Here is a 25,176-nt window from a genome sequence, read left to right on the forward strand (position 1 = left end):
GCCGCCGAGGAGGCCGTCGCCGCCGCTCTGGCCGGCGTACGGCCCGGGCTCGGGTCCGCGTACGAGGCCGCGCTGGACGGCGCGCGCTCCGCCGTGCTGACCCGCCTCTGGCGGGCGCTGGCCTTCGAACCGCTGCCGTGGGTGGTGGGCCGGGAGCAGGGGCCGGACTCGCTCAGGCTGCTGCTGGCGGGCGGCGGACGCCTGGAGGGGCCGCGCCCCGACCCGTACGCGACGGAGGCCTACGTCACCGAGGTGCGGCTCGACGGGCGGCCGTACCGGCAGGCGGCCCGGCTGGTCGGGGCGCTGCGGGTGCCGCACGGCGCCGCCGGACCCCTGGGAGCCGCCTTCGCCTCCTTCGCCGCCGAGCTCGACGGCAGCACCGCCTCCCTCGCCCTGTCCCGTGCCGGGCAGCCGCCCGGGGGGCGGGCGCAGCCGCGCACCACCTGGGAGTGGGAGCAGCGGGTGGTCGACGGGCACCCGTACCACCCCAACTGCCGCTCCCGGCCCGGGTTCTCGGTCGCGGAGCAGCTGGCCTACGCGCCGGAGCACGGGCCGCTGGTGGAGCTCGGGCTGGTCCCCGTGCGGGCGCGGGAGTGCCTGGTCGCCGGGGACTGGCCGGAGCACCTGCGCGACGGGGACCGGATCCTGGTCCCGGTGCACCCGTGGCAGGCCGAGCACGTCCTCAAGGGCGAGGAGCTCCTGCCGGGGCCGGCCGCCCACCCCCTGATGGCGCTGCGCACGCTCGCCCCGGCGGCGGGCGGCCCCCATGTGAAGACGGCCCTGAGCACGCGGCTGACCTCCTCGGTGCGGGACATCTCCGCCTACTCCGTCGAGACGGCCGCCGTTGTCTCGGACTTCGCGCACGCGCTGGCCGAGCGCCTGGACGGCCGCCTGCACATCACCCGCACCCTGGGCGCGGCCACCGCCTACAGCCCGGACCTGGCGGCGGTGCTCCGCGAGCCCCCGGAGGCGTACGCGCGGGCCGGGGAGCGGGTCGTACCGGTGGCGGCGCTGGCGGGGACCGCTCTGGCCCGGTCGGCGGACTGGCAGGCGCGGTTCGCCCGGCTGGCGCTGTCGGTGTGCCTGCGGGTGCTGGACCTGGGGGTGGCGCTGGAGGCCCACGGGCAGAACCTCCTGGTGGTCCTGGCCGCCGACGGCACCCCGCTGCGGCTGGTCTACCGCGACCTGGCCGACATCCGGATCAGCCCGGCCCGGCTGGCCCGGCACGGGCTGCCGGTACCGCCGCTGTCGGGACGGCTGGTGACCGACGACGAGACGGTGCTGCGGCGCAAGATGTTCGGCTCCCTGGCCGCCGGGGCGCTCGCCGCGACGGCGGGCTCGCGGCGGGCCTTCGGGGCGGCCCTGGCGGCCGGGCTGGACGGGCTGGCGCCGACCGCCGACTCGGAAGCGCTGCGGGGGCCGCTGCCGGTGAAGGCGCTGACCCTGATGCGTCTGAGCCCGGGGGTGCCCGGGGACCAGTGGACGCGGCTGCCGAGTCCGCTGGCCGGGGGGTGAACGAGGGGGCGGGCACCGGTGATTCCGGCCGTCCGTCCCACTAATGTGCAGGAGCATGACAGCAACCTCGCGTCACCACGCCGTACGGGCGTCCCATGACCGCGACGCCGTCGGCCGCGCCCGGATGCTGCGGGACGACCCGGCGGTGCGGCCCCTGGACCGGGCGATGCTGGACGCCTTCGCCGCGTACGCGCGCGCCGGCGGCGGGGCGGTCGCCGACCTGGGCTGCGGTCCGGGCCGCACGACGGCGTACCTGGACCGGTGCGGCGTGCGGGCCTTCGGCGTCGACCTGTCCCCGGCGATGGTGGCGGCGGCCCGCCGCGCGTATCCGGGGCTGCGGTTCGAGGTCGGGCGGATGGCCGGGCTGGACGTGGCCGACGGGGCGCTGGGCGGTGTCCTGTCCTGGTACGGGACCGTCCGCACCCCGCCGACGGAACTCCCGGAACTCTTCGCCGAGTTCGCCCGGGTACTGGCACCCGGCGGCTACGCCCTGGTCGCGTTCGAGGCCGGAGAAGGGGAGGGGGCCGGGGACGGGCGCGCCCCCGCGCACCCGGTCGACCCCGACGTGTACACGACCCCGCCCGGGCTGATCGCGGGCCTGCTGGCGGGGGCGGGGCTCGCGGAGACGGCCCGCATGGTCCGGCAACCGGACGAAGGGGAGGCCGGCCCCCGGGGCTTCGTCCTGGTCCGCAGACCGCCGGGGTCCTGACCCGGCCGGAGACCCGCGGCGCGGGCACGGGCCCGGCCGCCCTCCCGGGCGGGCCGGCACACCCGCACGGACGGGCCGGCACACCCGCACGGGCGGGCCGGCACACCCGCACGGCGGCCCGCGGCCGCGGCGACCGCCCACGGGTCCGGGATCGGGACCCACCGGGCCGCGTGCGACGAGGGCCGGGCCGGCCCCGTGCCCGCGGCGCCGCCCGTCGGCACGCCGGTTCGGCGACCGGCCGCCGGCGTCCCGGACCCACCGGTGACCCGCCCTCCGGGGCCGGCCCCGGGCGGGGCCCCGACAGGCGGGGCTGACGCCACGACAGCCCTCCCGCCCGGGCCTGCGCCCCCGGGGACGGGGGTCTGACGTCACGACACCTTCGCGCGTCGGCGGCCGGGATTACGCCGCCCGGGGGACAACTCGGCTCCGGCGGGCCCGCCTTCGACTCGATCGGGGCGGGCGGTGGCAGGAAGGAAGTATGAATTTCCCACGCCGCCGGGTCCTCGCGGGCGCGGCCGCCGCCGTGCTCGGCGCCGCCGGGGCGGGCCCGTCGGCCTCCCCCGCGCCGGCCGCCGCCCGGGCGCGCGCCCCGCGGGCCGGCGCCGCGGCCGGGCCGGACTTCGGGGCGCTGGCCCGGTCGATGGACGGGCGGGTGGTCCTTCCGGGGGACCGCGACTACGCCGAGGCCCGGCAGTCGTTCCAGCCCCGCTACGACTCCGTCGCCCCCGGCGCCGTGGCCTATCCGCAGCACGCCGGCGACGTGGCCGTCTGCCTGGACTTCGCCCGGCGCTCGGCCGCCGCGGTGGTGCCGCGCGGTGGCGGACACGGCTACGCGGGGTGGTCCACGGTGGCCGGCGGACTCGTGGTCGACGTCGGGGCCATGGCCCGGGTGGCGGTCGAGGGGGACGAGGTGCGCGTCGGCGCGGGCGCCCGGCTGGCGGACGTGCACGCGGCCCTCGCCGGGCGCGGCCTGGGCGTCCCCGCCGGGCTGTGTCCCTCCGTCGGCATCGCGGGGCTCGCCCTCGGCGGCGGCCTGGGCCTCTCCTCCCGGGCCCACGGCACCACCTCCGACCGGCTCGCCGGCGCCCGGGTGGTCACCGCCGACGGGATGCTGCGCGAGGCCGGCCCGGACCGGGACCCGGAGCTTTTCTGGGCGCTGCGCGGCGGCGGTGGCGGGAACTTCGGGGTGGTCACCGAGTTCCGCCTGCGCACCCATCCGGTCGGCGACGCCGCCTTCGCCGAACTGCACTGGCCCGGCGCGGACTCGGCAGCGGTGGTGCGCGGCTGGCAGCGCTGGCTGGGTGCGCTGCCGGACCCGTTCTGGAGCCAGGCCGAGTTCACGGTGGAGGCCGGCTCGGCCGCCGCCCTGGCCGTCCGGGCGGTGTGCCTCGACGGGCGCGCGGAGCTGGAGCGGGAACTGGCCCGGCTGACGGGCCTGGTGGGGCGGGAGCCCCGGGACGACTGGATCTCCGTGCGCGGTTACGGGGACACCGTGCGGGCCATGGCGGGCTGCCCCGAAGGCGGCCCGGAGCTGTGCCGGCTGCCGGGGCGGCTGCCCGGCCGGGATCCGCGGGGCCGCCTGGGCCGGGACTCGTACGCGGCCCGATCCGACTTCTGGGGCGGGGCCGGGCTGCCGGACGCGGCGGTCGGCGCGGTCCTGGACGCCCTCGGGCGGTACGGGCGGGCGGTGCCCCCGGGCGGGCGGGGCGTGGTCCAGTTCGACGGGGTGTGCGGCGGGGCCGTGAACCGGGTGCCCGCCGGCGCCACCGCCTTCGTCCACCGCGACAGCGCCTTCCTGGCCCAGTACCTCGCGTACTGGCCGCCGTCGACGGACGCCGCGGGGGCGGCCCGGCACCAGGACTGGCTCGACGGGCTGTGGCGGGCCCTGCGCCCGTGGGCGGGCGGCCGGGCCTACCAGAACTACGCCGACCCGAAGCTGACCGGCTGGCGGGAGGCCTACTACGGGCCGAACCTCCCCCGCCTGGAGCGGGTCCGGCGCACCTACGACCCCGACCGGCTGCTGCGTTTCCCCCAGGCCGTCTAGGCCGTCACGAACAGGAACGAGACATGCTGCGAACGTTCACTCTGGCGGCGGCGACCGCCGCCCTGCTGCTGCCGGGCGCGCCGCTGCCCGGAGCCGGCTCCGGGAGCGCCGAGGCCTCGGCCGGACGCTGGACCGCGCGGGAGGCCGCCGCGTTCTGGACGCCGGCGCGGATGGCCTCGGCGGTCCCCGTACCCGACCCGCCGGCACCCGGCACGGCGGCTTCCGGCACGACGGCACCCGGCGCAACGGCCCCCGGCACGGCGACTTCTGGGGCGGCGACTTCTGGGGCGGCGGCGCCCGGCACGACGGCACCCGGCACGGCGACCCCCGGCGCGGCGGCTTCCGGCGCAACGCTCCCCGGTGCGACGGCGCCGGGCACAACGGCCCCCGGCACGGTGACTTCCGGCACAACGACCCCCGGTGCGGCGGCGCCCGGCACGGCGACAGCCGGCACGGCGACTTCCGGGACCACGGCTTCCGGGACCACGGCTTCCGGCTCAGCGGCGCCCGGCACCACGCCCCCCGGTGCGGCGACGACGGCGGCCGCACCCGCCGCGCCCTCCGCCCCGGAGGCAGCCGCCGCTTCCGCCGCCGCGGCAGCGGCGGCGCTGCCCGCGCCCGCACCGGCGGCGAGCACCCCGCCCGCCCCCGTGCCCCCCGCCCCGACACCCGCGCCCTCCCCGCTGCCGGCCCGGGTTCTCCCGACGGGCCCGGCCGGGGTGGGGCAGGACTTCGACGGCATCCCGGTCGTCGGCCGGATGTTCGTCATGAAGGGCGCCGGCGCCTATTTCTGCACCGCCAGCGTGGTCTCCTCCCCCGGCCGCAACATGGTGCTCAGCGCGGCGCACTGCCTGCTCGGCAGCGACACCCGCCAGATCGCCTTCGTCCCGCAGTACACGCGCGCCAACCCGCGCCCGTACGGCATGTTCCCGGTCCTGCGGGACGCGGCGGGCCGCTCGAAGATCTGGATCGCCTCCCGCTACCGCACCGAGGGCGCCGCCAAGGCCGCCACCCTCGACGTGGCCTTCGCCCAGGTCGGACCGGACACCGACGGCGAGGACGTCGAGGACGTGGTCGGCGGGAACCGGCTCGTCACCGGGGCCACCTTCAACCACCCCAAGGTCGTCCTCATCGGCCATCCGGCGCCGGCGCCGCGCCCCCGCGTGTGCGTCAACAAGACGACCAAGTTCACCAGCACCGACCCGGGCAGCCCCGGATCCTTCCTGCGCATCGACTGCACCGGCTACCCGGGCGGGACCAGCGGCGGCCCCTTCATCACCCGCTTCGACGAGGACACCGCGACCGGGGACGTGGTCGGGGTGATCGGCGGCTGGGAGACCGGCGGGCCCACGGCCGACACCTCGTACAGCGCCTACTTCGGCGCGGAGGTCAGGAAGCTGTACCAGTCGGCGGTCGCCGGGGTGCGGGCGGAGTGAGCACCCGCACCCACCGGGTCCGGCGCGGGTTGCCGACCGTCCGCGGGGTCGCCGGCACCCCGTCGGCGGTCAGCGCGTCGGCCGGGGGCAGCTCCAGCTGACGGCGCAGGTCGGCGAGGGCCGCGTGCACGGGCGCCAGGATGACCTCGGCCCGCGGGTGGATGTGCGCCAGGGCGTGCGCGGTGGTCTCGATCGCCTCGGCGGCGTCCTCGGCGGCGGTCCGGCTCCACCCGCCCGGGCCGCCGCCGCTCCAGGGCGCGACGGCGTCGTAGAGGTGGCACGCGGCATCGGCCGCGGCATCGGCCCGTTCGCCGACACCCGGCGCCGCGATCATCGGCAGCAGCTCCATGACCGGTCAACGAGCGGAACCCGCCGGGGGAACGAGCCTCCGGCGGGCGCTACGACGCGACGGTCTGGAGCCAGAGCGGCAGCAGCAGGAGGGACACCACCGAGCTCTTGATCACGACGGCGGCGGAGAGGTCGACGCCGATGTCGTAGCGCTGGGCGAAGATGAAGAGGTTCTGCGGGGTCGGCATCGCGGCGATCAGGACGAGGTACGCGAGCCACGGACTCCCTATGCCGAAGAGCCCCCCGCACACCGCCCAGGCCAGCAGGGGGAAGGCCAGGCACTTGAAGGCGATCAGGGCGGCCTCCTCCCGGGTGGTGCCCCGGACGTCCAGGCCCGTGCCGCCGAGGTGCAGGCCGAGGGCGAACAGGGCCACCGGCGAGGCGCTGTCGCCGACGAACGCCGCCCCGTCGAGCAGCACCTTCGGGACGTGCACCGAGAGCAGGTTGAGCAGGATGCCCGCGTTGCAGGCCAGGACGAGCGGGGTGGCGAGGGAGGCGGCCAGGGCCCGGGAGAGCCGGGTACCGGGACCGCCGGCGCCCGCCCGGCCCAGCTCCATCAGGGCGATCACCACGAGCGAGAGCACGCACACCTGGAACAGCAGCACCGGGAAGATCGGGGCCGCCGTCCCGAAGAGGGTGATGAAGACGGGGACGGCGAAGTAGGCGGTGTTGACCTGGACCCCGGCCATCACGCGCAGCGCCACCGCGCGGGGCTCCCGCACGCCGTACGCGGCGGCGCCGAGGGCCACGGCGAGGACCGCGAGGGCGGCGGCGGCCGCGTAGCCGCCGATGGCACGCCAGTCGAACAGGGCGCCGAGGTCGGCGGCGTAGATGTTGCCGAAGAGGTAGCAGGGGACCGCGAAGAGGAAGGCGTAGTCGGAGAAGGCCTTGGAGGCCTCCGCCGGGACGGTCTTGCGGCGGGCGAGCAGGACCCCGCCGCCGAAGGCCAGCAGGACCGGCACCAGCTTCTCGAGTGCGGCTGCCCCGCCCATGTGCACCGGCTCCCTGGTTCGATTTTCGGACGGCGTGCAGCCTATCCGTCCGCGCTGGCGTCCCCCTCGGACGCCCCGGCGCATAGGCTGGCGGATCATGAGGTTCCCCCCGCGCTTCCCGAACCGGTCCCGGAAGACCCCGGCCGCCCGGCCGCCCGACACCGACGGCCGGTTCGCGCAGCTGGCGGTGGCGCTGCGCACCCCGGCCCGGGCGGGCGAGCCGCTGCTGGCGCGGGCGCCGCGCCGCTGGCAGCGGGTGGCGCCCTTCGCCGTCGCGGCCGTCTTCGTGGTCGTCCTGCTCCCCGTGACCATCGCGGTGCTGACGAACGACTACCGGGTGGGCGGCGGCTGGGCGGGGGCGCTGGGCGTGGCGCAGACCGTACCGCTGCTGCTGGCGGTGACCCGGCCGGTGCCGGCCTGGGCGGCGGTGCTGGCCGCTGACGTGGTCGGGGCCGTGCTGCTGGTCTCCGCCGCCGGGGTGGCGGGGCGCCCCTGGCCGTGGACGCCGATGGGGATCGTCGGGTACCTGGTGCTGATGGCCTGCCTGGGGCTGCGGGAGTCCGTCCGGACCCTGGTCGGGGTGTGGCTGGCGACGGGGGCCGCCGGGGTGGTGCTGGGCTTCTTCGCACCGGCCGGGGTCGTCGACACGGTGGCCCTGCAGTTCGTCCTGGCCGGGGTGGTGCTGGCGCTGACCGGTGCGCTGCGCGGGCTGGGCGACGCCCGGCAGCGGATCGCGGAGCAGGAGAGCATCAGCGGGGCGGAGCGGGCACGGCGCACGCTGTTGGAGGAACGGGCGCGGATCGCCAGGGAGTTGCACGACGTGGTGGCCCACCACATGTCGGTGATCACGGTGCAGGCCGACTCCGCGCCGTACCGGCTGCCGGGCATGGAGGAGCCGGTGCGCGAGGAGTTCGCGGCGATCGCGGCGAGTGCGCGCGAGTCGCTGGGCGAGATGCGGCGGCTGCTGACGGTGCTGCGCGGGGACGGGGCCGGCGACGGAGCGGGGCCGGGCGGCGGGGAGCGGGCGCCGCAGCCGGGCGTCGGACGGATCCAGCAGCTGGTGGAGGCGACCGTGCGGGCCGGGCAGCCGGTGGAGCTGTCGCTGGCCGCGGGCGTGGCCGAGGCGGCGCGGGCGGTCCCGGCCGTGGACCTGTCGGCGTACCGCATCGTGCAGGAGGCCCTGGCGAACGTGGTGCGGCACGCCCCGGGGGCGCGGACGCGGGTGTCCGTGACCCGTTCCGCCGGGGACGGCGAGGTGCTCGTGCTGGTGGTCAACGGCCCGGCGGAGAACGGCGCGGCGGCGCTGGAGGCCGCGGGCACGGGGCACGGTCTGGTGGGGATGCGCGAGCGCGTACGGTTGACCGGCGGGACCCTGGACACGGGCCCGCTGCCCGAGGGCGGCTTCCGGGTCGCCGCCCGGCTGCCGCTCGACTCCCGGACCGAGGAATCCAGTTGACCATCCGAGTGATCGTCGTCGACGACCAGGCCATGGTGCGGGCGGGGTTCGCCGCGCTGCTGTCCGCGCAGGCCGACATCGACGTGGTGGGCGAGGCCCCCGACGGCCGGGAGGGCGTGCGGCTCTCGCGCACCGTGCACCCGGACGTGGTGCTGATGGACGTACGGATGCCGGAGCTGGACGGGCTCTCGGCGGCCCGGGAGCTCCTGGACCCGCCCGCGGGGGTGGCGCACCGGCCGAAGGTGCTGATGCTGACCACCTTCGACATCGACGACTACGTGTACGAGGCGCTGCGCGCGGGCGCGTCCGGGTTCCTGCTGAAGGACGCCCCGCCGGCCGACCTGATCGCGGCGGTCCGGGTGGTGGCCTCGGGCGAGGCGCTGCTGGCGCCGTCGGTGACGCGGCGGCTGATCGCGGACTTCGTGCGGCAGCGGCCCGCGCCGCGCAAGGACCCGGCGCTGCGGCTGAACGGCCTGACCCCGCGGGAGACGGAGGTGCTGGAGCTGATCGCGCGGGGGCTGTCGAACCAGGAGATCGCCGCGCACCTGGTGCTGGCGGAGCAGACGGTCAAGACCCACATCGGGCGTGTGCTGGGCAAGCTGGACCTGCGCGACCGGGCGCAGGCGGTGATCTTCGCGTACGAGGCGGGCCTGGTCCGCCCGGGGGACCCGGCCTGACCCGGTCCGGCCGTGCGGAGGGCGGGGCGGGCCCCTTCCGGCGGGAGCTAGACTTGCAGAGTTGTGCAATTCGGCAAGGGAGCCCTGCGGTCATGACGGACGACACCTCCGGCCCCGACACCTCCGGCCACGGCGCCTCCGGGGAGCGGGCCGCGGCGGAGCAGGAGAAGTGGAAGGCGAAGGGCGTCGCCCTGCGCGCCTTCTTCTACATCGCCGGCACCCACGTGTTCGCCGCGTTCGTCATGCTGCTGTTCTACCTGGGGCAGCACGCCGGCAAGTGAGGCGGCTCCCGGCTACCCGCCGGGGCGGGCGGCCCGGAGGTCGGCCAGGATCTCGGCCTGGCCCTCCAGGACTCCGGAGAGGATGCCGCGGGCGACGCGCAGCAGTTCGACGGTCTGCGGGTGGGTGAGCCGGTAGTACACGTGGGAGCCCTCCCTGCGGGTGACCACGAGGTTGGCCCTGCGCAGGACGGCCAGCTGCTGGGAGAGGCTCGCGGGCTCCACCCCGACCTCCGGCAGCATCTCGGCGACGGCGTGCTCGCGCTCGCTGAGCAGTTCCAGGACGCGGATGCGGACCGGGTGCCCGAGCGTCTTGAAGAACTCGGCCTTCAGCTGGTACAGCGGCGTGCCGACCCGGGGACCCCCGCTTGCACTGCCCATCTCGTCCATCCGGAACCGTTCTCCGCGGGGACCGCGCGGTCCCCTTCCACACCCTTGCGGCCTCCACGATGGCAGATCCCCGCGGCGGGCGGACAGGGTGGTCCGGGCGGCGCGCACGCGGATCCGGGGACCGCGCCCCTCCTCCACCCCCTACCGGGGTATGACATCGGGCTTGGCTCCCCGGTCCGACGCGCGTCCGGGCACCTCCTCCCTACCTTCCCCTCCGTCACGAGGAGAGAGGGGACGGGCCATGGGCCGCTTCGGGAGGACGATCGTCACGGCCGCACTGGCGGTGGCCGTCGTCGCGGGAACCGCCGGCTGGGCCGCCGGCGACAGCCAGAGGCCGGTCACCGGGCCGCCGCCGGGGGCCGCTGCCTGGCGGGCCGACACGGTCTCCGGCCGGCCGCTGCCCGATCCGGCGGACGCGGACCCGCACGAGGTGGCCCGGTTCTTCGCCGGGCTGGACGGGGCGGTGCGGCGGGAACTCGTGCGGGCGCACCCGCTCGTGGTCGGCAACCTGGACGGGGCTCCGCTCCCCCTGCGGTACGAGGCCAACCGGCTGGCCGCCCTCGCCACGGGTGAGGCCCGCTACGCCTCCCTCGCGGCGCCGGGCCGGCGGATCCTGGCCTTCGACCCGCGCGGGCGGGGCCAGGTCGCCGAGGTGTTCGGGGACCTCGGAGGGGCGGCGCACGTCGCGGTGGTCGTGCCCGGCTCCGACAACGACGCGCTGTCCCACGACGCCCCGCGCAGGCCGGACACCGGCCCGGCCGGGATGGCCCGGGCCCTGTGGACGGCGACGGGCGGGGCCGCCGGGGACACCGCCGTCGTGGCGTGGACGGGGTACACCACCCCGGTCGGGGTCGGCCTGGACGCGGCGGGCGGGCGGCTGGCGCAGGCCGGCGCGGTCCGGCTGGCCCGGTTCACGGCCGGGCTGGACGCGGTCGGCGCCCCCGACCCGGTGCTGCTCTGCCACAGCTACGGCTCGGTGGTCTGCGGGCTGGCGGCCCGGCACACCGACGCCCGCGACATCGTCGCGCTCGGCTCCCCCGGGATGCGCGCGGACACCGCCGCGGCCCTGGGGACCGGGGCCCGGGTGTGGGCGGCCCGGGGCCCGTCCGACTGGATCGCCGACGTGCCCAACGTGGAGGTCGCGGGCATCGGGCACGGCACCGACCCGACCTCGCCGGCCTTCGGCGCGCGCCGGGTGCCCGCCTCCGACGTGGTGGGGCACACCGGGTACTTCGCGCCCGGCACCCGCTCGCTGGCCGCCTTCGCCGCGATCGCGAAGGGGGACGTCCGATGAGCGCCGCGGGCGTGCTGCGGCGGGCCGCCGGGCGGATCGACCGGCGGACGCCGGCCCACCGGGACCGGGCGCTCGACGGGCTGCGGGCGCTGGCCCTGCTGGCGGTGCCGACCGGCCACTGGCTGCTCGGCGGCTTCACCCTCGACGCGGAGGGCGGGCTGCACAACGCCAGTCCGCTGTCGGCCGTCGGCGCCCTCGCCCCGGCGAGCTGGCTGCTCCAGATGCTCGGCGTCTTCTTCCTCGTCGGCGGCTACGCCTCGGTGCTCTCCTTCCGCCGCCGCACGGGCTCCACCGGTGCCTGGCTCAAGGGGCGGATGGTCCGGCTGGGGCGGCCGGTGCTGGGGGTGACGGCCGTGTGGGCGCTGGCCGCGCCGGTGCTGTACGCGGCCGGCGTACCGGAGGCCACGCTGCGGACGGGGGCGACCCTGGTGGTGCAGCCGCTGTGGTTCGTCGGCGTGTACGCGGTGGTGACGGCGCTGACCCCGTACTGCGTCCGCGCCGCGGGCCGGCTCGGCGGCTGGGCGGCGGCCCCGCTGCTCCTGTCGGTGGCGGTGGTGGACTTCCTGCGCTACGGGCCGCTCGCCGCCTCGGCGCCCTCCTGGCTGTCGGTGCTGAACGTCCTGCCGGGCTGGCTGTTCGCCTACCAGCTGGGCGTGTCCTGGGGCGAGCGGCGGATCGGCCGGCCCGGTGCGCGGCTGCTGCTGGTGGGCGGGGCCGCCCTGTTCGCGGTGCTGCTGGCGGTCTTCCACTACCCGGCGTCGATGGTCGGCGTGCCGGGCGCGGCGCGGACCAACTCGCACCCGCCGTCGCTGCTGGTCCTGGCGCTGGCCTCGGCCCAGTCAGGGGCGGCGATCCTGCTGCGGGACCGGCTGGCGCGGCTGCTGGCGCGGCCGGCGCTGTGGGCCCCGGTGGTGGTGGTCAACCTGTCGGCGATGACCGTCCTGTGCTGGCACCAGACCGCGATGCTGGCGGCGGCCGTGCCGGCGTCCCTCGCCGGCGGCCCGGTGGCCGGGCTGACGACCGCGCCCGACGGGCTGGGCTGGGTCGCGGCGCGTGCGCTGTGGCTGCCGGTGTTCGCGGCGCTGCTGGTGGGGATCGCGCGCTTCGCCCGCCGGTTCGAGGCGCCGCCGTCGCCGGGGCGCCGGGGGGCGGCGGTGCGCGGGGCCCTGGCGGGGGTGCTGGCTGCCGGGTTCGGCGCGTTCGCGCTGGGTCTGGCGTAGGGAACGCGGGGAGGGCGCCGCTCCCGGTGGGGAGCGGCGCCCTCCTGTGGTTCGGGCGCGGGTGGCGGGCCGGGCGGTCAGGCGATGGAGGCGGCCACGATCGCGGCGACCGCGAGGTTGCAGGAGGCGGTGACCCAGACGGCCGGGTGCGGCTCCGGGTCGACCACGATGGCGCCGAGCTTGCCCGGGGTCACCAGGTCCAGCACCAGGAAGGCCACGGCCATCAGGACCAGGCCGAGCAGGCCGAAGGCCGCCGTGGACAGCAGGCCCTTGCCGAAGTCCTCGTACGTCGTCCAGATCGAGGTGAAGACGATGCCGCCGATGCCGAGGAGCGCGGAGCTGAGCAGGAGGGCCGCGTTGCGGTTGCGCTCCTCCCAGATCTGCCGGGGGAGCTTCCCGGGGGTCAGCACGTCCACCAGGACGATGCCGAGGACGAGCAGCACCAGCCCGAGGGCGCCGTAGGCGGTCGTACGGCCGAGTCCGTCGACGATGTCGCTCATTGAGAAGCCTGTCTCCGCGGGGGTGGGATAGGGATGTGCCAAGGACGTGCCGTGGGGAGGCCGAATGTATCGCACGGCCCGGCCCCGGACCATGGGGAGGTCAGGAGATGGCAAAGGCCAGGCCCGCGCGGCCCGGTGAGGCGGCGGCACTGACCGCGCTGGTCATGCGGTCCAAGGCGCACTGGGGGTACGGCGCGGAGTTCCTCGCCGAGTGCGCCGCGGAACTGCGGGTGCGGGAGGAGGAGCTGACGACACGGCGGATCGTGGTGGCCGAGGACGCCCGGGGGGAGGCACTGGGCGTGGCCTCCCTGGAGGACGGCGGGGACGCGGGCGGCCCGGACGGCGGCGGCTCCCCCGGGACGGCACGGCTCGGGCTGCTGTTCGTGGAGCCCTCGGCCATCGGCCGGGGGCTCGGGCGGCTGCTGTACCTGGACGCCGTGCGCCGCGCGGCCGCGCTGGGCTTCCGGCGGCTGCTGATCGACGCCGACCCCCATGCGGCGGGCTTCTACCGGGCGATGGGCGCGGTCCCGGCGGCGGGTTCCCCGCCGGGGCTGGTCCGCTTCGAGGTGGCGCCCGCACCGCTCGCCGCCTGGGCGCGGGCCTGGACGGGCGGGACGGCGGCGGTGCACGTGGGCAACGTGGCGGAGTTCAACGCCCAGTTCGCCGACGCCTCCCTCGACCCCGCGCAGGGGCCCGCGCACGACTACGCCTGCCTGGCCGCCTTCTACAGCCCCCGCCCGGCCGCGCTGCTGCTGCCCAGGCCGGTGCCGCGCTGGTGGGCCGGCGCGGTCGGGCGGCCGTTGGGCTGGGGGCCGGAGGTGGAGGTGTACGACGGCCTGGTGGAGCGGGGCCCGGGCCTGTCGGAGGCGGTGCTGGCCCGGCCGGCGCTGGCCGGGCGGGTGACGGGGTACGGGCTGCCGCTCGTACCGTGGGGGCGGACGGGCCCGTACGCGCGGCTCGCGGGCGTGCCGTGGCGGCCGGACGCGCTGCGGTACGAGTCGAAGTCCGCGGCCCACGCCCTGTTCGCCCGGATCCTGGCGGGCGGCGGCCATCCGGCGATCGCGCTGCCCGCGCAGTGGCGGGCCGGGAGCCGGCGGGCGGCGGTCCGGCGGGTGGCGACGCGGGCCCGGGCGGGTGAGAGCACCGTCCTCAAGTCGGAGCACGGGGTCGGGGGTTCGGGCACCACCGTGGTGACGCCCGGGCGCGTACGGGCGGCCGGCGGGGCCCGGGCCCTGCTGCGCCGGCTGCCGCGCGGCCCGCTGCTGGTGGAGGAGTACGTGCACGGCCCGGCGGATCCGGACGCCCCGCGGGACCTGACGTACGACGGATTCGTGGACGGCGCGGGCCGCCCGCACACGGTCGGCGCGGCCCTGATGGACGTGGCCGACGGCGGGTACCGGGGCGCCGTGGTGGGTCCCGGGGCGGTGCCCGCCCGCCTGGAGGCGCCGCTGCTGGAGTTCGGGGCGGCGGTGGGCCGGGAGCTGGCGGCGGCCGGCCACCGGGGCTGGTTCGACGTGGACTTCGTCGTGGACGCGGCGGGGCGGCTCGCGCCGACCGAGGCCAACCTGCGGCTCACCGGCCCGTCGGTGGCGTTCATGGCGGCCGCCCGGCTCGACGAGCTGCGGGGCGGGGGCCACCTCGTGCGGACCACCGACCGGGTGGAGCTGGGCGCCCGGCTGTCGGAGGCCCAGCTGGAGGAGGTGTGCGCCGGCCTGGCGCGGGACTGCGCCGGGCTCGGGGCCGTGTTCGTGCCGGCGATCCCGACGGGCGCCTTCGACCCGGAGCCGTGGCTGGGCGTGCTGGTGGCCGCGCACAGCCGGGAGGTGCTGGACGCGGCCGGGGCGCTGGTGCGGGAGCGGGCCCTGGCGGTGGGCGAGGGCTTCGCCGGGGCGGAGCGGGGTCAGTCGTCGAAGTCGAAGGGCGAGGCGGGCCTGCGGGTGAGGTAGAGCGCCACCACCAGCCCCGCGACCATCAGCGGGACGTTGAAGGCGTAGACGAGGGCGGCCTGCCGGGGCCAGTCGTGCTTGGCCGCCAGCCGGTAGAGGTTGTCCTGCGGCCACCAGGCCATCAGCAGGTAGGCCACCGCCAGGTGGGCGGCGGCCGTCCACCGCCGGCCCGGCCCCGGGCGCCGCATCCGCTTGCGGCCCGCACCCAGGAACAGCAGTCCCGCGGCGAAGGCCGCGCACTCGAAGAAGTACAGGACGGAGAAGAGGAACGACCACGGGCCGGGCACCCCGGTGAGGTCGGTGGAACCGGGCCAGATCAGGTCGGTGACCAGCAGGGCGAGGACCGTCAGCGGAACCGCCGCACAGCCGAAGCCGAAGCAGCCGGGCAGCTCTCCGCCCGCCGCGGACCCGTACTTGCCGCTGCGCGCGGGCCGCGGCGCCGGTTCCGGGGGCTGCGGCACCGCCGCCCGGTCCTCCTGGCCCGCCCGGGTACGGGGCAGGGTGCGCAGGCGCACCAGGCCGGTCGGGCTCCCGGCGCGGGGCACCCGGCCCGCCAGGTGCTCGCGCAGCCCCTCCATGTCCACGGGCGCGCCGGCCCCCGTCCAGGCCGGGTCGTCGGGGGGCGGGGCGACGTACGCGACGAGCCGGGTGCCGCGGCGGCTGCGGACGGGGGCCACGACGGCCGCGCCGATGCCGGGGTGGGTGCGGATCGCGGACTCGACGGGGTACGGATCGAGGGGGCTGCCGTCGTCGAGGGTGATCCGGTCGCGCAGGCGTCCGCCGAACTCCAGCAGCCCGTCGGGGCGGAGCGCGGCGAGGTCTCCGGTGGCCAGCGCGTCGCCGCCGCCCGGCGGGGTCAGGAGCACCTCGCCGTCGCGGAGTTCGGTGCGGCAGCCGGGGAACGGGGTGCCGAGCAGCGAGAGGCCGCCGGGTTCGTCCAGCGGGCGGGGCAGCTGCGGCAGTTCGAACCAGGTGCCGGTGCCGGCGGCCTCGGCGGGGGCGTAGACGTTGAGCACGCGGGCACCGGGGCGCAGCCGGTCCTGGAGGGCGGCCTGCTCGTCGAGGTAGAGCCGGTCCCCGGTGACGGTGAGCAGGCGCAGGGTCGACAGCAGCGGTGCGGGTTCGCGCCGTCCCCGGGGAGCGGCGCCGGCCGGGTCGAGGCTCCGGTCGAGGAGGCGCAGGGCGCCGGCGGGGTCGGTGTGCAGCACGCTGGCGTGGTGGTCGGCGACGGCCCCGGCTATCCCGCCGGTTGCCCAGGCCGGGCCTTCGGGGAGGACGAGGGCGCCTCCCGAGCACAGGGCGCGGGTCCAGCCGGCGGCGAAGGCCGTGAGGTCCGGGCCGCCGGTGAACAGGTGGCGGTCCTCGGGGGCCGGCCGGGTGACCCGGTCCCAGGCCTCGTGGGCGGCGAGCAGCAGGTCGTGGCCGACGGGGACGGGGCGGGGCCCGGCGGTGCCGGTGAACAGCACGGCGGCCGCCGCCGGCTCCGGGGCGCGGGCCGGGGGCCCGCCGGGGCGGGCGGCGATCGGTGCGGCCTCCTCGTCCGTGAGCAGGGTCCGCGGGCCGTCGCCCCGGTCCAGGCGGGCCCCGCCCGCGGCGTCGGTGACCAGCAGGTCGGGTTCCAGGGCGGTGAGCTGGAGCCGGGCGGTGCGGGTGTCGCCGGTGTCGACCAGGGCGTAGGCGGCGCCGGCCTTGAGGGCGGCGAGGAGGGCGACGACGCCGTCCTCGCGGCGGGTGGGGCCGACGGCTATCCGGGCGTGCGCGGGCAGGTCCAGGGCGAGGAGGTGGTGGGCGAGCCGGTTGGCGCGCGCGTCGAGTTCGGCGTAGGAGAGGGCGTCCGGGCCGACGAGGACGGCGGGGGCCCCGGGAGTGTCGCGGGCCCACCGTTCGAAGCGCTCCAGCACGGTGTCGGCGGCGGGCCGGCCGGGGCCGGCGGAGTGCGATGCCTGCGTCATTCCCCGATGATGCCACCACGGCCGGACCGGGCACGGGGTTCTCGGAATTCCCTTCCACGGCCGGAAGTTGACGGGCGGTGGAACGCCGGTCGGCCCTCCGGCGCTCCCTTGACCTCAAGCTTGGTCGAGGTCCTACCGTGGGGGTCATGGACATGGAAGTCACCGCCTGGCACTCACTGCACAGCGCGATCAACGCCCAGCAGGGCGGCAGGCCCCCGTTCTCCCGGGCGAGCCTGCGCCGGATCGCCTCCTTCGCCCGCCCGCACCGGCGCGGGCTGGCCCTCTTCCTGCTGCTCAGCGTGGTGGGGGCACTGCTCGCGGTGGCCACGCCGCTGCTGGCCAGCCGGATCGTGGACGCGATCGTCCAGGGCGCGGCGGCGGGCGGCGACGGCGACACCGGCAGGGTGACCCGGCTCGCGCTGCTGATCGCGCTCATCGCGGTGGCCGAGGCGGGACTCGGCCTGCTGACCCGCAAGCTCTCGTCCACCCTCGGCGAGGGCCTGATCCTCGACCTGCGCCGGGCGGTCTTCGACCACGTCCAGCGGATGCCGGTGGCGTTCTTCACCCGGACCCGGACGGGGGCGCTGGTCAGCCGCCTCAACAACGACGTGATCGGCGCCCAGCGTGCCTTCAGCAACACCCTGTCCGGGGTGGTCTCCAACCTCGTGACCCTGCTGCTGACGCTGGCGGTGATGCTGGGCATCTCCTGGCAGATCACCCTGCTGGCACTGGCACTGCTGCCGGTGTTCGTGCTGCCGGCCCGCAGGATGGGAACCCGGATGGCCGGGATGCAGCGCGAGGCCTCGGCACTGAACGCCGCGATGGGCACGCAGATGACGGAGCGGTTCTCCGCTCCCGGCGCCACCCTCGTCAAACTGTTCGGGCGCCCCGCCGACGAGTCCGCCGAGTTCGCGGCACGCGCGGCGCGGGTGCGCGACATCGGCGTTCGTACGGCGATGGCCCAGTCGGCGTTCATCACCGCCCTCACCCTGGTCTCGGCGCTGGCCCTCGCCCTGGTCTACGGCCTGGGCGGCTACTACGCCCTGCGCGGCAGCCTGGAGGCCGGCTCGGTCGTCGCCCTGGCCCTGCTCCTGACCCGGCTGTACGCCCCGCTGACCGCGCTGGCCGGGGCGCGGGTCGAGGTGATGAGCGCGATGGTCAGCTTCGAGCGGGTCTTCGAGGTCCTCGACCTGGTGCCGCTGATCGCCGAGAAGCCGGACGCCCGCCGGGTGCCCGACGGCCCGGTGGCGGTGGAGTTCGACCGCGTCTCCTTCGGCTACCCCTCCCCCGACAAGGTGTCCCTGGCCTCCCTGGAGGAGGTGGCCGTCCTCGACGGCCGGGGCGGCACCCGGGTGCTGCACGAGGTGTCCTTCCGCGCCGAGCCCGGCCAGATGATCGCCCTGGTCGGCTCCTCCGGCGCCGGCAAGTCCACCATCGCCCAGCTGCTGCCGCGCCTGTACGACGCCGACGCGGGCGCGGTGCGCCTGGGCGGGGTCGATGTGCGCGACCTGACCGCCGACTCGATCCGCGACACCCTGGGCATGGTCACCCAGGACGGGCACCTCTTCCACGACTCGGTACGGGCCAACCTGCTGCTGGCCCGGCCCGACGCGGCGGAGGAGGAGCTGTGGGAGGCCCTGCGCCGCTCCCGCCTGGACGGGCTGGTCGCCTCCCTCCCGGACGGCCTGGACACCGTCGTCGGCGAGCGCGGCTACCGGCTCTCGGGCGGGGAGCGGCAGCGCCTGACCATCGCACGGCTGCTGCTGGCCCGGCAGCGGGTGGTCATCCTGGACGAGGCCACCGCCCACCTGGACTCCACCTCCGAGGCGGCCGTCCAGGAGGCCCTGGCCGAGGCACTGGCCGGACGGACGGCCGTGGTGATCGCGCACCGGCTCTCCACCGTGCAGGCCGCCGACCTGATCCTGGTGGTGGAGGAGGGACGCGTCGTGGAACGCGGCACCCACACCGAGCTGCTGGCGTCGGGCGGCCGCTACGAGGAGCTGTACCGGACCCAGTTCGCGACCCGCGGCACGGCCGCGGCCGGCTGAGCGGCCCGCACCGGCCCGCCGGGCCGGGCACTCCCCCGTGCGGGGTGCGCGGTGTGCTTCAGTGGTCCCCGGCAACGAGGCGGCGAGAACGGCGGGACGGGACGTGGACTTCGGGCGCGTGATCGTGGTGATGGGCGTGGCCGGCACGGGCAAGACGACCGTGGGCCGACGGGTGGCCCGCGCGCTCGGTGTCCCGTTCGCCGACGGCGACGCCTTCCACCCCGCGGCCAACGTGGAAAAGATGTCGGCCGGCATCCCGCTGGAGGACGCCGACCGGTGGCCGTGGCTGGACGCCCTCGGCGCGTGGATGCGCGCACGGGACGCGCGGGGCGGCGGCGTGGCCGCCGCCTCCTGCCTCAAGCGCGCCTACCGCGACCGGCTGCGCGCCGCGGTCCCCGGGGGCGCGGTGTTCGTCCACCTCACCGGGGAGCGGGCGCTGATCGAGGAGCGGATGGCCGCCCGGACGGGGCACTTCATGCCCGTCTCCCTGCTGGACTCCCAGATCGCCGCGCTCGAACCGCTCCGGGCCGACGAGCCGGGGGTGGCCGTCGACGTGGCCGGCACCGCGGACGAGGTCGCCGAACGGGCACTGGCCGCCCTGCGCGCGTACGGGGGCTGAGGGAGCGGCGGCTGCCGGGCGTGCCGGCGGGGAGGTTCACCCGCGCCGGGGGTCCGGACCGTCGAGCTGGGCCGCCGCGAGGGCGAACCCGTCGGCCGCCCGGGCGCAGCGGTCCGCGAGGGCGGCCACCTCGGCGCGGAACGCGTCGGCCTGCGGGCCGCGCCACTCCAGTGCAGCCGCGCCCGCGCGCAGCCGCCGGGCGTGGGAGCGCAGGAGGGCGCAGTGCCCCCGCAGACCGTCGGCCGGGGCGGACGGGGCGGGGCGCGGCGGGCGGCGGTCGCTCACGGGTTCCTCCAGGGGGCGGGGGACGTACGGAACCGGCCCGCGCGGGTTCCGCTGGTGCCGGGCGCCCTCGGCGGGACGGCCCCGGGGGTCCGCGGGCCCTCGTTCCGCCCGCCCGTGCCCGGTCCGCGCGCGCAGAAGGCCCGTACGGCGGCGCCGAGGCCCGCCAGCGGTGCGGCGGGGACGGCCCGGCCGGTGGCGACCTGCCAGCCCGCGTGGTCGTTGAAGGGGTTGTCGTCGGTCAGCGCGTGCCAGGCCAGGATGTCCGCGAAGGCGGGGGCGAGCAGCGAGAAGGCTGGCCCGGGGCCCCGTTCGCGCAGGAGGGTCCGGAAGGCACGGGCGGCGTCGGCCTGCCGCCCCCGGTCCACGGCCGTCAGGACGGCGGCGCAGCCGGGGTCCGCGAGCAGCTCGGGCCGGCCCGTGCGGGCGACGCGGATGCGGGCCTTCAGTCCGCAGACGGCCGCGCTGACGGCGAGGCTCTCGCGCCCGGCCAGGACCCCGGCGAACCAGCCGGCCCGCGCCACCCCCCGCCCGCGCGGGGCCCAGCCGAGGCCGGCCGGGTCGGTGAGGGTGCGCAGCAGGGTCCGCCAGGCGCGGCGCCGGCGGCTGCTGCGGGCCACGAGGGCCCCGGCCGGCAGGCGCGCGCCGAAGGCGAGCCCGGAGGCGTACCGGGCGGCCTCGCCCACGGCGTCGGCGGCCTCGGCCAGTTCCCGGCACAGGGCGTCGAGCGTGTCGACGTCCGGGTCGGTGGCCGGCGCGGTCACGGCGTCGGACATGGGCTCCTCGCGGGGGCTGCGTACGGCGGCTTGGGGCGCTGACGGGATCACCGTACGTCGGCCCCGCGGGAGGCGCGCTCCGACTGCGCTACGGGAGTGGGCCGCCCGCCGCGGCCGGGGCGGCGGGCGGGGCGGCGAAGGTGCCGGGGGCGAAGGCGGCCTCGCGGAAGGCGGTGCGCAGCCGGGAGCCGGGCGCGCAGGCGGTTCCCGGGAGCAGGGCGGCCCAGCGGTCGCGGCGCGGGGCGATCCAGAGGGCGGGGCCGGACGGGGGGTGGTGGGCCCACACCCCGGCGGGCGCGGGGTGCCAGAGCAGGCCCCGGGAGGGGGTGAGCTCGCCGGTGCGGATGCGCAGCGACTCGGCGGTCCAGGCGCGGGGTACGGGGTGGTCGGCCGGTGACAGCAGGTGGCGCAGGAAGCGGGCGAGGTCGGCCAGGGTGGTGTGCAGGACGCCGTCGGCGAGGCGGGTGAGGGTCATGCCGAGGGGCTGCCAGATCCGGGTCGCCGCGCAGTCGCCCAGCGGGGCGCCGGCGAGGTGTTCGGCGAGGCGGGTGAGGGTGGCGAGGGCGGCCGGGCCCTCCGCGTGCGTGAGGAGCTGGTGGGCGGTGGCCCCGCCGTGCGGTCCGCCCGCGGGCGGTTCCCCGTAGGCGGTGAGGGGGGTGTGGAGGCTCAGCTCCCCCTGGGCCACGAGGGTGCCGAGGACCGGCCACAGCGCGAGGGCGGGGGTGAGGGCGCCTGCGGCGTGGGGGGTGTCCCAGTCGCCGGGCGGGCCGGGCCGGGCGGTGTGGACGGATTCCGCCGAGCCCACCGCCCAGACCGCGTCCGGATCGGCGGTGCGCATGAGGGCCTCGATCTGCGGCGTCATGCCCGGCACGCTACGTCGGCCCGGGCGGCCCGCCGGGCAGGTCGCGGGGAAGTCGCGGACGCGTTGCCGCCCGCCACCCGAATGCCGGGGGCGGGCGGCCGCGTTCCTCCCGGGACTACGTCCGGTCGGGGCGGTCGGTGACCCGGAGGCTGTTGACCAGGGGCTTGCCGAATCCGCCGTGGGTGACGAAGCGGAGGTCGAGCACCCCGTCCGTGACCTTGACCGTGTAGGTCCGGGTCAGGGCGGTGTACGTGCCGGCCTCCAGGGCGATGTCCAGGGAGGGCAGGATCTGGGCGCCCTCGGCCATGACGTCGAAGACCCGCTTGTCGGGCCGGGTGGAGGAGAGCTCGGCGAAGCCCAGCTCCACGGTGTAGGTGCCGTTCGGCACGTTGTCGAAGCGGTACTCGTACATGCCCTCGCGGGCGTTGCGGAACAGCCGCTGGTCCTCGGTGCCGGCGATGGCGCGGCCGGTGGACCGTACGGAGGCGCTGCCCCGGTAGCCGTAGGAGCCGGGCGTGTAGGCGCGGTCCGGGGACCAGGAGTCGCCGGCCGCGTCCGTGGAGGCGTAGTCGGATCCGGCGTCGACGGCGGCCTGGTAGCGCGGGACGACGAGCTTGACGGGGACGGTGAGCACGGGGGTCCGGCCGCTGGCGGAGGTGATCCTCAGGTCGGTGGTGAGGACCGTGCCGGGGGTCAGGCCGGCGGTGTCCGCCGTCAGGGTGATCGCGGCCCGGCCGCCCGTGGGGAGGTTCCCGTCGGCCGGGGCGGCCGTCAGCCAGGGGGCGTCCTCGGCGGCCGTGAAGGCGGTGCCGAGGCCGGAGTTGGCGAGGTCCAGGGTGCGGGTGCGGCGGGTACCGGCCGGCAGGACGAGCTCCACGGCCGCCCGGTCGGCGGTGACGCGGCCCGTGCGCAGGGAGCGGTCGACGGTGGTCACGTCGGCCGCCCTGACGTCGACCGTGCCCCGCGCGTCCTCGTACGCGGGGGCGGCGAGGGTCAGCGGGAGCGGCCCGGAGGGGCTCTGTACGACGTAGCCGCCGTCGGCGGCGGTGGTGGCGGAGACCGCGTTGTCGCCGGTGCCGACGGTCACGGTGGCCCCGGCGACGCCGTTGCCGTCGTTGGCGTCGAGCACCCGGCCGGTGACCACGCCGCTGCGGGTGGTGCGGAAGCCGATGGACAGGCCGTCGGTGAGGACGGGGGAGTTGAAGGAGTAGGCGAAGGCGTCGGTGCCGGCCGCGTTCTCCAGGCCGACCGTGGCCGAGGAGCCGCCCTTGATGCCGGTTCCGCCGGTTCCCTTGTAGGAGTAGGTGACGGTGCCGTCCTCGCCGATGGCGGCCGAGAAGGAGAAGGTGTCGGCCTGGGCCGACCAGTGGGACACCTGGCGCCACTCGATCACGTAGCTGCGGTGGGGTGCGCTGCCGGTGACGGCGGTGAAGACGCCGGAGCCGCTGCCGGGCGCGCCGACGACGAGGTCGTCCCAGAAGGGGTAGAGGGCCGCGTTGGGCGTGGCGGTGCTCGGGATGTCGCCGTTGACGTCGCCGGTGTGGTTGCCGCCGAAGCTGACGGTGCCGTTGGTGCCGATCCAGGCCTGCCCGTACGTCTTCCCGTACAGCGGCAGCGGGAAGGGCAGGTCGACGCGCTCGGTGGTGTTGTCGCCGGTCAGGGCGAGCCGGTGGTCGCCGGCGGCGTAGGGGCGGCCGGTGGCGGCGCAGGCGTAGCCGTAGCCGTCGGTGCGTTCGGGGAGGGTGAGGGCGACGGTGGTGTCCCCGGCGACGGTGGCCTTGGCGGTGGCGCCGGTGAGGCAGCGGGAGGGGTGGGTGGCGGAGAGGTCGTAGCTGCCGTGGGGCAGGGTGACCTCGAAGCGGCCCTGTGCGTCGGTGGTCGCGGTGACCGGGGTGTCGGCGACGGCGACGGTGGCGCCCGCGGCGGGGCCCGCGGCGGAGGAGACGGTCCCGGCGAGCTTGCCGGAGGGTGCCGGGACGAGGGTGAAGTCGCCGGTGGCGGTGGCGTGTTCGGTGACGTCCGCGGTGGCGTGCTGCTCGCCGTAGCCGAACTTCGAGGCGGTCAGGGCGTAGGCGCCGGCCGAGAGGGAGGGGAAGCGGTAGGTGCCGTCGGCGGCGGTGGTGGCCGTACGGTCGATCGGGCCGTGGGCGGTGACCTTCGCACCGGCCACGGGCTCGCCGGCGGGGCCGCGGACGGCCCCCGCGAGGGCGCCGACCGGTCCGCGGGGGGCGGCGGTCACCGCGGCCAGCGCGTCGAGGCGGCCCTCGCCGAACACGTTGTTGTCGGCGGGGGTGCCGCCGCACTGGTCGGCGGCGGTGTCCTGGGCGGTGCCGTCGAGGAGGGCCTCGGTCTGCGCGACGTCGCCTTCGAGGGCGGGTGCGGCCGACCAGAGCAGGGCCACGGTGGCGGCGGTGTGCGGCGAGGCCATGGAGGTGCCGGAGAACGCCTCGTAGGCGCCGCCGGGGACGGAGGAGCGGACGTTCACGCCGGGCGCGGCGATGTTCGGCTTGACGATGCCGCCGGGGCCGGCTCCGCGCGAGGAGAAGGAGGCGATGGCCCCGTCGCTGCCGAACGCGCCGGAGCTGTAGGAGTTCGCGTAGTCGCCGGGCGAGCCGCTGGTGGCGCAGGCGGGACCGGAGTTGCCGTTGGAGAAGGCGGGGAAGATGCCGGCGGCCCGCCAGGTGTCGACGACCTGGCGGTACCAGTCGTCGTGCGCGGGACTGCCCCAGGAGTTGTTGACGATGTGCGGGGCGAGGTCGGGCCGTGGGTTGCGTCCGCCCAGGTCGGTCGGGGCGACGATCCACTGGCCGGCGGCGAGGAGGGAGGCCTCGGAGCAGGAGTTGGACTCGCAGCCCTTGGCGGCGATCCATCGGGCGCCCGGCGCGACGCCGATCCGGTTGGCCCCGCCGTCGTCGCCGACCATGGTCCCCATGGTGTGGGTGCCGTGGTCGTTGTTGTCGCAGGGGGCGGCGCCGGCGCAGATCCCGGCGGGGTCGAACCAGTTGTAGTCGTGGTCGTAGCCCCCGTCGGCCTTCCGGCCCCGGTACTGGGCGTTGACGGCGGGGTGGGTGTAGTCGACCCCGCTGTCGATGTTGGCGACGACGATCCCCTCGCCGCGCACGCCGAGCCGGTCCCAGACCTCGGGTGCCTTGATCCGGTCGATGTTCCACTCGACGGCGTCCGCCGCGGTCTTCTCCCGGGTGCCCTCGGCCGGCTTGGGGAGGGCGACCTTCTCGTCGGCGTCGATCCGCGCGACCTCGGGGCGCTGGGCGATGGTCCCGGCGAGCTTGCGGTCGCCGACGACGCGGACGGCGTTCACGATCCAGAACGGGGTGTACTCGGCCCCGGCCCCGTCCAGTGCCTTGAGCAGGTCGGCCTGGGTGCGCCCGGCGTGCTCCCGCTTGGCGCGCAGAACCGTTTCTGCTTTGGCGGCGCGCGTCTGCTGACGGCCCGCGGCGGTGAGGTCGGCGGCGCTGTCGAGGTAGACCCAGAAGGCCGCCTTGCCGGCGCCGTCGAGCTGGGCGCGCAGTGCGGGCTCGACCTTGCGCTCGGCGGGGCCGGGCGCCGGCCCGGGGGCGGGGGCGGCGGCTGCGGCGCCGGCGCCGGCGCCGAGGGGCAGGAGGAGGGCGGAGGTGAGGGCGGCGAGCGCCGCGCGTAAGGATCGCCGTCGGGTGGGTCGGGCCACGTGTGGTCTCCTCGTACGCCGTGTGCGGAACGTGCGGAAAGGATGTGCGTGACGTGCGCGGGTCATGCTGGAGGAGCCCGCGGGCCCCTCACAAGACCGCCTCCCGAGCCATCCCGGGCGCCGCGGGCGGCCGCCCGCCGACGGGGT

Annotated in this window: 21 protein-coding genes; 12 read left to right on the forward strand and 9 right to left on the reverse strand. The window is 77.2% G+C overall.

The window, feature by feature from the left end; translation table 11 throughout:
- Positions 1-27: 27 nt before the first annotated feature.
- From AB0469_RS37410 to AB0469_RS37425, 4 genes are all read left to right on the forward strand, one after another.
- A complete protein-coding gene (locus AB0469_RS37410) occupies positions 28-1,515 on the forward strand; it encodes an IucA/IucC family siderophore biosynthesis protein (protein WP_366456067.1) in 1,488 nt (495 codons plus the stop codon).
- Positions 1,516-1,570: 55 nt separating this feature from the next.
- On the forward strand, positions 1,571-2,224 hold the full coding sequence (locus tag AB0469_RS37415) for a class I SAM-dependent methyltransferase (RefSeq protein WP_366456040.1): 654 nt from the start codon (positions 1,571-1,573) through the stop codon (positions 2,222-2,224).
- 478 nt (positions 2,225-2,702) lie between these two features.
- The gene (locus AB0469_RS37420) at positions 2,703-4,268 is read left to right on the forward strand and encodes an FAD-binding oxidoreductase (protein WP_366456041.1); all 1,566 of its coding nucleotides are present in this window, start codon (positions 2,703-2,705) and stop codon (positions 4,266-4,268) included.
- 23 nt (positions 4,269-4,291) lie between these two features.
- Complete coding sequence (locus AB0469_RS37425; RefSeq protein WP_366456042.1) at positions 4,292-5,704, forward strand: hypothetical protein; 1,413 nt, start codon at positions 4,292-4,294, stop codon at positions 5,702-5,704.
- Here the strand turns inward: AB0469_RS37425 and AB0469_RS37430 are convergent.
- Entirely contained in the window at positions 5,658-6,053 is a 396-nt protein-coding gene (locus AB0469_RS37430; protein ID WP_366456043.1) for a hypothetical protein, read from the reverse strand. The two genes, AB0469_RS37425 and AB0469_RS37430, sit on opposite strands and share 47 nt — an antisense overlap.
- A gap of 49 nt (positions 6,054-6,102) precedes the next feature.
- Entirely contained in the window at positions 6,103-7,044 is a 942-nt protein-coding gene (locus AB0469_RS37435; RefSeq protein WP_366456044.1) for an AEC family transporter, read from the reverse strand.
- Between the two features lie 97 nt (positions 7,045-7,141).
- Between AB0469_RS37435 and AB0469_RS37440 the strand changes: the two genes are divergently transcribed.
- From AB0469_RS37440 to AB0469_RS37450, 3 genes are all read left to right on the forward strand, one after another.
- On the forward strand, positions 7,142-8,500 hold the full coding sequence (locus AB0469_RS37440) for a histidine kinase (RefSeq protein ID WP_366456045.1): 1,359 nt from the start codon (positions 7,142-7,144) through the stop codon (positions 8,498-8,500).
- A complete protein-coding gene (locus AB0469_RS37445; protein ID WP_366456046.1) occupies positions 8,497-9,177 on the forward strand; it encodes a response regulator transcription factor in 681 nt (226 codons plus the stop codon). The genes AB0469_RS37440 and AB0469_RS37445 overlap by 4 nt, the downstream gene beginning before the upstream one ends.
- Before the next feature lie 92 nt (positions 9,178-9,269).
- A complete protein-coding gene (locus AB0469_RS37450) occupies positions 9,270-9,458 on the forward strand; it encodes a DUF6126 family protein (protein WP_366456047.1) in 189 nt (62 codons plus the stop codon).
- Positions 9,459-9,470: 12 nt separating this feature from the next.
- Here AB0469_RS37450 and AB0469_RS37455 read toward each other — a convergent pair whose 3' ends face one another.
- A complete protein-coding gene (locus tag AB0469_RS37455) occupies positions 9,471-9,845 on the reverse strand; it encodes a metalloregulator ArsR/SmtB family transcription factor (RefSeq protein WP_366456048.1) in 375 nt (124 codons plus the stop codon).
- 241 nt (positions 9,846-10,086) lie between these two features.
- Between AB0469_RS37455 and AB0469_RS37460 the strand changes: the two genes are divergently transcribed.
- Together AB0469_RS37460 and AB0469_RS37465 are read left to right on the forward strand one after the other, a co-directional pair.
- Positions 10,087-11,139, forward strand: a complete 1,053-nt coding sequence (locus AB0469_RS37460; protein WP_366456049.1) for an alpha/beta hydrolase — start codon at positions 10,087-10,089, stop codon at positions 11,137-11,139.
- Entirely contained in the window at positions 11,136-12,359 is a 1,224-nt protein-coding gene (locus AB0469_RS37465) for an acyltransferase (RefSeq protein ID WP_366456050.1), read from the forward strand. Before AB0469_RS37460 ends, AB0469_RS37465 begins: the two co-directional genes overlap by 4 nt.
- A 77-nt stretch (positions 12,360-12,436) precedes the next feature.
- On the opposite strand, the gene AB0469_RS37470 is transcribed toward AB0469_RS37465, so the two are convergent.
- The gene (locus AB0469_RS37470; protein WP_366456051.1) at positions 12,437-12,859 is read right to left on the reverse strand and encodes a DUF350 domain-containing protein; all 423 of its coding nucleotides are present in this window, start codon (positions 12,857-12,859) and stop codon (positions 12,437-12,439) included.
- Between the two features lie 107 nt (positions 12,860-12,966).
- Here AB0469_RS37470 and AB0469_RS37475 point away from each other — a divergent pair, with 107 nt between their 5' ends.
- Entirely contained in the window at positions 12,967-14,805 is a 1,839-nt protein-coding gene (locus tag AB0469_RS37475; RefSeq protein ID WP_366456052.1) for a GNAT family N-acetyltransferase, read from the forward strand.
- Here the strand turns inward: AB0469_RS37475 and AB0469_RS37480 are convergent.
- On the reverse strand, positions 14,760-16,757 hold the full coding sequence (locus AB0469_RS37480; protein ID WP_366456053.1) for an AMP-binding protein: 1,998 nt from the start codon (positions 16,755-16,757) through the stop codon (positions 14,760-14,762). The two genes, AB0469_RS37475 and AB0469_RS37480, sit on opposite strands and share 46 nt — an antisense overlap.
- 146 nt (positions 16,758-16,903) lie before the next feature.
- Here AB0469_RS37480 and AB0469_RS37485 point away from each other — a divergent pair, with 146 nt between their 5' ends.
- Entirely contained in the window at positions 16,904-18,805 is a 1,902-nt protein-coding gene (locus AB0469_RS37485; RefSeq protein WP_366456054.1) for an ABC transporter ATP-binding protein, read from the forward strand.
- Between the two features lie 103 nt (positions 18,806-18,908).
- A complete protein-coding gene (locus AB0469_RS37490; protein ID WP_366456055.1) occupies positions 18,909-19,424 on the forward strand; it encodes a gluconokinase in 516 nt (171 codons plus the stop codon).
- A 36-nt stretch (positions 19,425-19,460) separates the two neighbouring features.
- On the opposite strand, the gene AB0469_RS37495 is transcribed toward AB0469_RS37490, so the two are convergent.
- The 4 genes from AB0469_RS37495 to AB0469_RS37510 all read right to left on the reverse strand — a co-directional run bounded on the left by AB0469_RS37495 (position 19,461) and on the right by AB0469_RS37510 (position 25,029).
- On the reverse strand, positions 19,461-19,709 hold the full coding sequence (locus AB0469_RS37495; RefSeq protein ID WP_366456056.1) for a hypothetical protein: 249 nt from the start codon (positions 19,707-19,709) through the stop codon (positions 19,461-19,463).
- The gene (locus AB0469_RS37500) at positions 19,706-20,482 is read right to left on the reverse strand and encodes a hypothetical protein (protein ID WP_366456057.1); all 777 of its coding nucleotides are present in this window, start codon (positions 20,480-20,482) and stop codon (positions 19,706-19,708) included. The genes AB0469_RS37495 and AB0469_RS37500 overlap by 4 nt, the downstream gene beginning before the upstream one ends.
- An 88-nt stretch (positions 20,483-20,570) precedes the next feature.
- Positions 20,571-21,344 carry a hypothetical protein gene (locus AB0469_RS37505; RefSeq protein WP_366456059.1) on the reverse strand — a complete coding sequence of 258 codons (774 nt, stop codon included), beginning with the start codon at positions 21,342-21,344 and terminating at the stop codon, positions 20,571-20,573.
- Between the two features lie 115 nt (positions 21,345-21,459).
- Positions 21,460-25,029 (reverse strand): S8 family serine peptidase, encoded by a 3,570-nt coding sequence (locus AB0469_RS37510; protein ID WP_366456060.1) that lies wholly within the window; start codon positions 25,027-25,029, stop codon positions 21,460-21,462.
- Between the last annotated feature and the right edge of the window lie 147 nt (positions 25,030-25,176).

The organism is Streptomyces sp. NPDC093801 (assembly GCF_040701585.1).
GTDB lineage: Bacteria > Actinomycetota > Actinomycetes > Streptomycetales > Streptomycetaceae > Streptomyces.